We start from the raw sequence: 8,727 nt of genomic DNA, 5'->3' as shown, positions 1-8,727 counted from the left end.
GGGAGTAGGTCTACTATCCAAGGAAGTAGCAGAATAGCCCTCTAATACTTCCTGAAAAGTATCCATAGTAGTGACGAATAGGCTATCTCCGTAACCATCAAACATATCAGATAAATCCGAATGGGTTAACAGATGATGGGCAGCGGTATCCTCTAGTATAAAATCTAAGCGTTGCTGAGGGCTATTAGGATCTATAGGAACATAGGCACCGCCTGATTTAAGAACTCCTAAAATACCTAAAATCATATCTAAAGCCCCTTCTACACAAATTGGAACCAATGTTTCTTTTCCTACGCCATGATCTTGTAAATACCTGGCTAGTTGATTACTTAAGGAATCTAATTCTCTATAGGTAATAGAACTACCCTGAAAAACAACCGCAGTAGAATCTGGAGTCGAAGATACTTGTGCTAAAAACAAATCAATAAATGTACGATCATTTCTATAAATATCACTTGATGCTCTAAAATCAGATAGTAAAAAATCCTCTTCTTCTTGACTTAAAAAGTTTATTTGTTTTATGGGTTTTTGAGGATATTCTAATAAAACCTCTATTATTTTTTTGAAATGAATAACAAATTCCTCTATCATTTCTTGTTCATAAACATCGGTATTAAACCCTATCAAAATATCTATCCCATCTGAAACTTCGGTTGGATCAAATTCTATGTCATATTTTACCATGCAATTTCCTAAATTTCTTATCTCATCTTCATTATCTAAGTTTAAACCTGTTTCAGAAACGCCATGATAGTCTACCAAAATATCAAATAAAGGGTTTCTATCAGTAGTTCTTTTTACATCATTGTCCTCTAATAGTTTGTCAAAAGGATATGTCTGGTGTTCATATGCGGAAAGAGTATTGTTTTTAATTTGTTCAAAAAATGTAGTGAAATTATTTTCTGGATGGATTTGGTTGCGCAATGCTAAAACATTAACATAAAAACCTATTTGATCTTCTAAATCCACATGATCTCTACCTGATACAGGATTACCTATAGTAATATCTGTTTTTCCTGTGTAGCGATATAATAGAATTTTCCATGCTGCCAATAATCCCATGAATAAACTTCCTCCATTGTCAGATGTAAAGCTTCTTAATTTCGAAGTGATTTCTGGAGAGATACGTGCTCCTATTTTTTTTCCATTATATGTTTTTACCTGAGGTCTTTTTTTCTCTGATGGCAAGTCTATGAGTTCGGTATACCCTTGAAGATGTGAGATCCAATATTCTTTATGCTCTTTATACAAATCACTATTTGATTGTTCTAATTGCCAAGCAGCATAATCTTTATATTGTATTCTTAATGGTAATAAATCTAAAGGTATCCCATATATATAAGAATTATAATATGTCATAACATCACTGGATAGTACCTTCCTAGACCAATCGTCACTAATAATATGGTGAGTATTATAATAAAATATATAACGATCTTTTGATAATTGAATCAAACTTGCTCTCAATAAAGGTCCACTAGCCAAATCAAAAGGCTTAGAAGAGTCTGATAAAATATAAAATTTTGCTTCTTTCTCTGGATTTACTTCTTCCTTAAAATCTTTATAATCAATTGAAAAATTTAATTCCTCAGCAGTCAAAACATACTGTAGAACCTCACTTTTATCATCTAACCTAAACACAGTACGCAATATTTCATGACGCTCTATCACAGCATGGATAGCCTTTTGGAAATAATTTACATTATAATCTCCATTTAGAAATACTGTGTGCGATATATTATTAGCAATAGAACCATCATCAATTTGACTTGCTAACCATAATCTACGCTGTGCATTAGATAATGAATAACCAGATAATTTAGTTTTAATCTTAGGTATAGATGATGTATATAAAGATTTGTTTCTATCCAAACTTTTTAAATACGAAATAATTTCGTTTTTAAGTAATCTAATCTCTTGAATTTGTTCTGTCTTAATTTTCTTTTCATAAGAAACAATTTCTAAATCATCTCCTTTTAGGATCAATTTAATTTGTTGTTTACTTAGTTCGGTAAGTAACTTCCTTACTTTTTCCATTGCTTTATAATTTACTAATGATGATAAATCTGTTGAATGATGTATTATAATTTTCTTTTAAAAAAACCTGTATTCATGTTTTTTAAAAGAAAATTAAGTGAAGTCTAAGTTTGAGTACCTGACTTAAAATTTATGCTAATACTTGATCTGCATAAATTTTTCTGAAGTTTTCTTATATAAAAATCTTACTTTATTATTTATGTTCTGAAATAAGATCTTTTATACCTACTCAATTTACTATTTACTGATATTTAAAAATATAGTAGATTATTTCTAAATAAATAGGATGATTATGGGTTAATATTTTTTTTAAGCCATTAGGATTTCTTGCTTATATTCAATTATTTTTTCTCCAAAAAGTCTTTCAGAATCAATATTCTTAGCTTTACAATATTCTAATACCCTATTGGATTCTACTATAGGCTTTGATTCATCTGTATATTTAATAGAGCTAATATATTTTAGCCACGGTTCCATACCCATTGCATAAATAAAGACTGTTTTTGGATTAAATATGTCAATAAGTGCTTTAGATTGTTCAAAATCACAACCTGCTAACCTTCTACTTGCATCTTTATCTCTTTCTAACTGATAAGACATTAATGGTCCATAAATCCAAGTTAAAGGAGCTCCTTCACATTCCATCCCCAAGAAAATCATATCTATATCCCCAACTATTTCATGAATTTTCTCGTAAATACGAGGTTGTATATTACATGAATCAGCAGCAAACATCATTTTATATCCATCTTTAAATGTAACAAGATGACATAATTTGCTCCTAACATCCAAATCCGAATGCTCTCCTAAAAATGGAATTCCTGTAATAGAACAATCTTTAAAAGTAAGAGTTTCCATTTCTTCTAATTCAATAATATTTTTAAAACCTATCTGACGTAACATCAACTTAAGGCTGGGGTCTTGTAAAGCCCCACTATTACTTTTAGGAACAACAATATTTTTTACTTTGTGCCTTATTCTTAATAATGTTTCGAATAAGACATGATCTTGATGATTATGTGTTATAAGTAAATAGTCTACAGCTTCTGGTAAATCTGCATATGTAAATCTTGAAATATCAGATTCATAGCCATAGCTTATTACAGGGTCCACCAAAATAGTTGTTTCTTTAGTCTCTACAAATATGCTTGCATGTCCAAAATATCTGGTAAGTATTCCTTCTCCCATATATTTTTTATAGGTAGAAGGAGCTTCTGTTGTGAAAAACGTTTGGAAAAGTGCTTCCTGTTGAGGAGTCAAATCAAATATACTTTTTATATAACCATACTTTTTAGGGTGATCAGCCATCTCAAAAAGATCATCAATTTTTGGGCTCTTAAGAGGTAATTTGATTTGAAGGATTTCTTCATTAGCTAATTTAGGAGTACTTAAAACAAAAGATCTTGAATCATCATCAGTTATTAAAAATAAATTAAAACTTTGTAATGATTCTTTATAATATTTACTATTGTATAAAAGTGGCTCATAAATCCTAAAGGAAGGATTATTATTTAGATCATAAAATAATTCTACATAACCTTTAAGTACCTCAGGTATTTTATCGTATAATGAATTTAAAGAATAGCCTTTAGCTTCATTTTTCAGAAGTTCATTTAAATCATCTATAGCGGTACACATTTCTAATAAATCTGTACATTGCTCCAGAGTATTTTCTTTTAATTCTTTTATCTCATCAACCCTTTTACCTTCATAATCAATAAAAGGTCCACCAAGCATTTTAGGTGTTTTAACAGCTGACGCATGGATTTTTGGATTTTGAATATATGAATTTATTATTTTTAAATGCCTTCCTCTAATATTCATAGCTGCCGTTGCAGGAGAAATAAGATGTGCCCATGCATACCAATTATCTACTAACGCTTCAATTGCAAGATTGGGTTTGATATAGACTAAGTCCGTGTCTTTTATTTGATTACTATTATACATATTTATATATTTATTTAGTGAATAAGGCTCTCTGGAAATTCAGTTTGACCAATAGCTGGTATTTCTCTTTTTTATATTTTCTAATAATGGTTTTGTGTTTACCCTATATGAAGCCCAATATCTTGTTTATGTATAGCTAAAGGATAAGCTATACTTTAATTCTTCTTTTTTAGCAAATATTTGTTAGGCTATACTAAAGGAATAAAGAGAACTATTAATTAGATCATTACTTTATCGACTACAAGATTTACTTCTAATTCTTGTTTATCCCATAAAGTATATTCTATAAATTTTGCTAGTTCTAAAATATTTCGTGATTTAAAAATTAATGTAAATTCTATATTGAGGTTAAACTCTTTATTAACTTTAGATCTCATACTAATAGCTTTCAAACTATGTCCCCCTAATTCAAAAAAATCATCAGTAACTCCTATTTTATTTACCCCTAATACTTCTTCCCAAATGGAAGTTAATTTTGTTTCTATCTCATTTCCAGGAGCCACGTATTCTCTTTTAACAACATATTCTCCATTTATTTCGATTAAAGCTTTTCTATCTAACTTACCATTAGGGGTAAGAGGAAACTCTTTTACATATATATACCGATTAGGAATCATATATTTTGGTAAATATTCGAGTAAGTATCCCCTTAATATATTAGTACTTTCATGATCTTCTGATATAATATATGCTGTTAATTCTTTTTCTCCAGAAGCATCGGCTGTAATTCCTACGGCAGCATCTACAACATTTTCTTTTATTTTAAGAGTATGTTCTATTTCTCCTAATTCTATTCTGTGTCCTCTTAGTTTTATTTGGTTATCTATTCGACCTAAACATTCTAATTCTCCATTAGGAAGCCATCTGGCTACATCTCCCGTTCTATATATATATTTTGATTCTCCTGCAGAATTAAAAGGATTCTCTATAAACTTTTCTGCCGTTAACGACTCCCGATCTTTATATCCAACAGATACACCATCTCCTGCAATGCACAGTTCTCCTGTTACTCCAACAGGACATAATTGCCTGTTTTCGTCTAGTATATACACCTGTGTGTTTGCAATAGGTTTACCTATAGTTATGGTATCTTTTTCTGTGATTTCTTTAATAGTAGACCATATAGTAGTTTCTGTTGGTCCATACATATTAAAGATTGATTTTTTTCTGATATCCAACAACGTGTTACTTATTGTTTTGGATAATGCTTCTCCTCCTACCAAAAGAGTTTCAATTTGTTGCAATGCTTCTTTTCCTTCTTCATCTATTAAAAGTTCTTGGACAAAAGAAGGAGTGGTTTGAAAATTGGTTACTTTATTTTCTTTGATAAGCTTTGCGATAGGCTTTTGGTTCTGTAATCTATTAGATAAAAAATCATACTGTGCTTTATTTCTATCTACTAAAACGTTTAATCTTTTTAGGTACTCCAGATTAGTAATAACGGTATCTGTTTCTATTCCAAAATCTAAAAGACAAGCTATCTCGTTTACTCCAACATCGTTTAATTCTTTGATTCGGGAGAGACAACTTTCTGGAGTTCCAAATAAGCCACTGGTTTTATAGAATCGCTGAAAGCCCATTTCTAATATCATATCCAGATCTTTATCTATATCCAGATTAGCATCTGAAGCTACCGTTCTCATAAGGTTTATAGAGTGCTTCAAATAATTTTTGAAAGGTTCTTCTACGACTTCTTTTACATAAGAAGTATCGTTACTTACAAAAGTATGCAACATAACCGCTACTTTTCCTGCATCTGGATCAAATCCATTTTCTTGAAGAGTTTCTCGGTAAACTGTTATTTTATCTTTTAGATCTTCTATATTTTGACCTAATAAATGTGTTAGAATATTCGCTCCTATAGTTCCTGCATACTTAAAAGTTTCTATACTTCTGGCAGCGGTAATCCATATTTTAAGGTCTTTTTGAACAGGTTTTGGATGAATTTGAAATTCGAAATCTTGTCCTATTCCATTTTTTCTTATTAAGGAATCTCCTTTCCAAATGTTCTTAAGAGTGGTTATTTTATCTTTCATTATTTGGTGGCGGTTCTCATAATCTTGTGGTGCTAAAACAAAATCATTAGGGTGCCATCCTGATGCGATAGATAATTCGACTCTACCATTAGACAGGTTATCTACCATAGACCATTCTTCTGCAACTCTAACAGGATCATGCAATGGTAATACCACACTACCCGAACGAATAGTAATGTTTTTTGTAGTAGCTGCTACAGCAGCAGCAGCGATAGAAGGGTTAGGGAATTGATCACCAAAACTATGAAAATGCCTTTCGGGGACCCAAATAGATTTAAATTCATTTTTATCTGCATAATCTGCTCCTTTTAATAATAAATTATATTTGTTTTCTGTTTTTACTTCTTCTTGTGCCGCAAAATAAAACAAACTGAAATCCATTTGTTTTAGAGGATTTACCACTACTGGTCGATCCGATTGTATAACTACTTTACTACCTCTGGTTAGAGTCCATATCATTTCTAGTATAGAAATATCAAAACTCATACTGGTTACTGCCAGCCAAACCTCAACTTTTTCAGAGATTTCGAATTTATTATTTAAACCCAGAAAAAAGTTATACAGGTTTTGGTGAGAGATCCTTACTCCTTTTGGTTTTCCTGTAGTACCCGAGGTATAAATCATGTATGCAGAAAGACTTGAATCTACTTTTGGCAACGTAACATCCTCTGTATTCCAAATAGTTTCTTCTTCAAAACATACTATATTTTTTGTATTCGGAATAAAGTTTTTAATTGCTTCTTTGGTTACGATTAAAGCTGCTTCGCTATCTTCAATAACATAATCTAAACGATCTATTGGATAGGATGGGTCTAAGGGAAGGTATGCAGCACCTGTTTTTAGGATACCAAGAATACCAATTATCATTTCATGAGATCTATCTACACATAAGCCTACTACTTTATCTTTATTAATTCCTTTAGAAATTAGATAATTTGCTAATTGATCTGATTTTTTATCCAAATCTGCATAAGAAAGTTCTTTTTCTTCAAATATAAGTGCTGTAGCTTTGGGTGTTTTTTGTACTTGTGTATTAAAACTATCCAACACTGTTACATCTTTAGGGTAATCCACAGATGTGTTATTAAAATCCAGAATTAATTCTTCTTTTTCTTTTGCAGATAAATACTCTATAGTAGCTATCGGTTGTGTTGGATTTTTAATACCTTCTGCTATAAAACATTCTAAATGTGTTAATAGTCTGGATATAAAATCTTCATTATAGATATCTGTATTATATTCTACAGCAACTTTTATATGTTTTTCTTGCTCTGTAAAGGAGAACGTTATATCAAACTGACTTGTTTTTTTATTCTTATTCTCATAAGGTTGTACTTTGATATCCTCTAATGAAAACTCATTGGATGCTAATGTATCTTGCTGATTTTGCATGAGTACTAAAACATCAAATAATGCAGATCTGGAGGTGTCTCTTTTTATATCTAATTGTTCTATTAATTCATTAAAAGGGTAGTTTTGATATTTATAAAGATCAATTAGGGTTGTTTTTTGAATAGATAGTAAGTCCTTAAAACTTGCAGATATATCAAATTGGGTACGAATTGGTAATGTATTTAAATACAATCCTATTTGCCCAGCAAGATCTGGATGTTCTCTACCCGCAACTGCCGTACCTAAAACAAGATCTGTTTTATTGGTATATCTATAAAACACCCCATTTATTCCTGCAGTTAATGCCATAAATATACTAGCATCTGCTTTTTTACTAAACTTGTTTAAAGTCTCTGTGAATTTTTCTGAAAAGCAATATTCAAAAGAGTCTCCTGTATACGTTTTTATTTTAGGTCGTTTTTTAACTTCGGGAAGTTCTAAAACTGGTAACTCTCCTTGTAATTTATCTAACCAATACTCTCTAGAAGTTTCTAAACGTTTTTGTTGCTCTTCGCTTTCTAGCCAAACGGTATAATCTTTATACTGTATTGGTAGTTCTTCTAATTCTATTTTTTGCTTATTTAAAAGGGCATTGTATACTTGTATTACTTCTCTGGATAAAATTTCTAGAGACCAACCGTCTCCTACTATGTGATGTAAATTAAATAAAAGCAGGTGTTTTTTCTCTTCAATCTTTATTGCTTCGATTTTTAAAAGAGGTGCTTTTTCGAGATCAAAAGAACAAGATTGATGTTTTGAAATAATCTCTTCTCTTACAGTAGACTCTAAATGACTTGCATCTTGATAGTTTATGGTAAAATCTACGGCTTCAAAAGGCACTATATATTGCCTTAACTCTCCATTTTCATTCTCTTTAAAATAGGTTCTAAGGCTTTCATGTCTTTTAATTATGGTATGAAAAGCGGATAAAAATATTTCTTTTTCAAAAACACCTTCAAATTCTAATTCGTTAGAAATACTGTATGCTTCATTTCCTCCTTCGAACTTACTTAATACCCAAAAACGAACCTGAGACGGAGTTACCGGGTAGCTATCGCTGGTTTGTGTTTTTGGTATTTTTGTCTGCGAAGAAAGCAGGTTTATTAAATATTCCTTATTAGATTTAATTTCTTCTAATAAATCCTTAGTCAATACTCCTTTTGGTGCATTAATTTTTAATTTTCCGTCTACAACCTTTAGGTTTACATTATAGGAAATCAGTTTATGAATCAATTGTTTTTTCACAGGAATAATTTTTAGATGTTATTATAAGGCTGTAGGGGGATATATACCGCTACAAAATGTAGAATAGAAT

At 30.7% G+C, this 8,727-nt stretch carries 3 protein-coding genes; all 3 read right to left on the bottom strand.

The window, feature by feature from the left end:
- Window positions 1-2,037, bottom strand: a 2,037-nt coding sequence (locus tag H527_RS0116830; protein ID WP_027413774.1) for a condensation domain-containing protein, incomplete at its 3' end; no start/stop codon positions are given.
- 309 nt (window positions 2,038-2,346) lie between these two features.
- Complete coding sequence (locus H527_RS0116825) at window positions 2,347-3,984, bottom strand: MBL fold metallo-hydrolase (protein ID WP_051316841.1); 1,638 nt, start codon at window positions 3,982-3,984, stop codon at window positions 2,347-2,349.
- A 218-nt stretch (window positions 3,985-4,202) separates the two neighbouring features.
- Window positions 4,203-8,657 carry a MupA/Atu3671 family FMN-dependent luciferase-like monooxygenase gene (locus H527_RS0116820; RefSeq protein WP_027413772.1) on the bottom strand — a complete coding sequence of 1,485 codons (4,455 nt, stop codon included), beginning with the start codon at window positions 8,655-8,657 and terminating at the stop codon, window positions 4,203-4,205.
- Window positions 8,658-8,727: the final 70 nt, after the last annotated feature.

This window comes from Aquimarina muelleri DSM 19832, assembly GCF_000430665.1.
Lineage (GTDB): Bacteria > Bacteroidota > Bacteroidia > Flavobacteriales > Flavobacteriaceae > Aquimarina > Aquimarina muelleri.
This window is presented reverse-complemented; position numbering and strand designations above follow the sequence as displayed.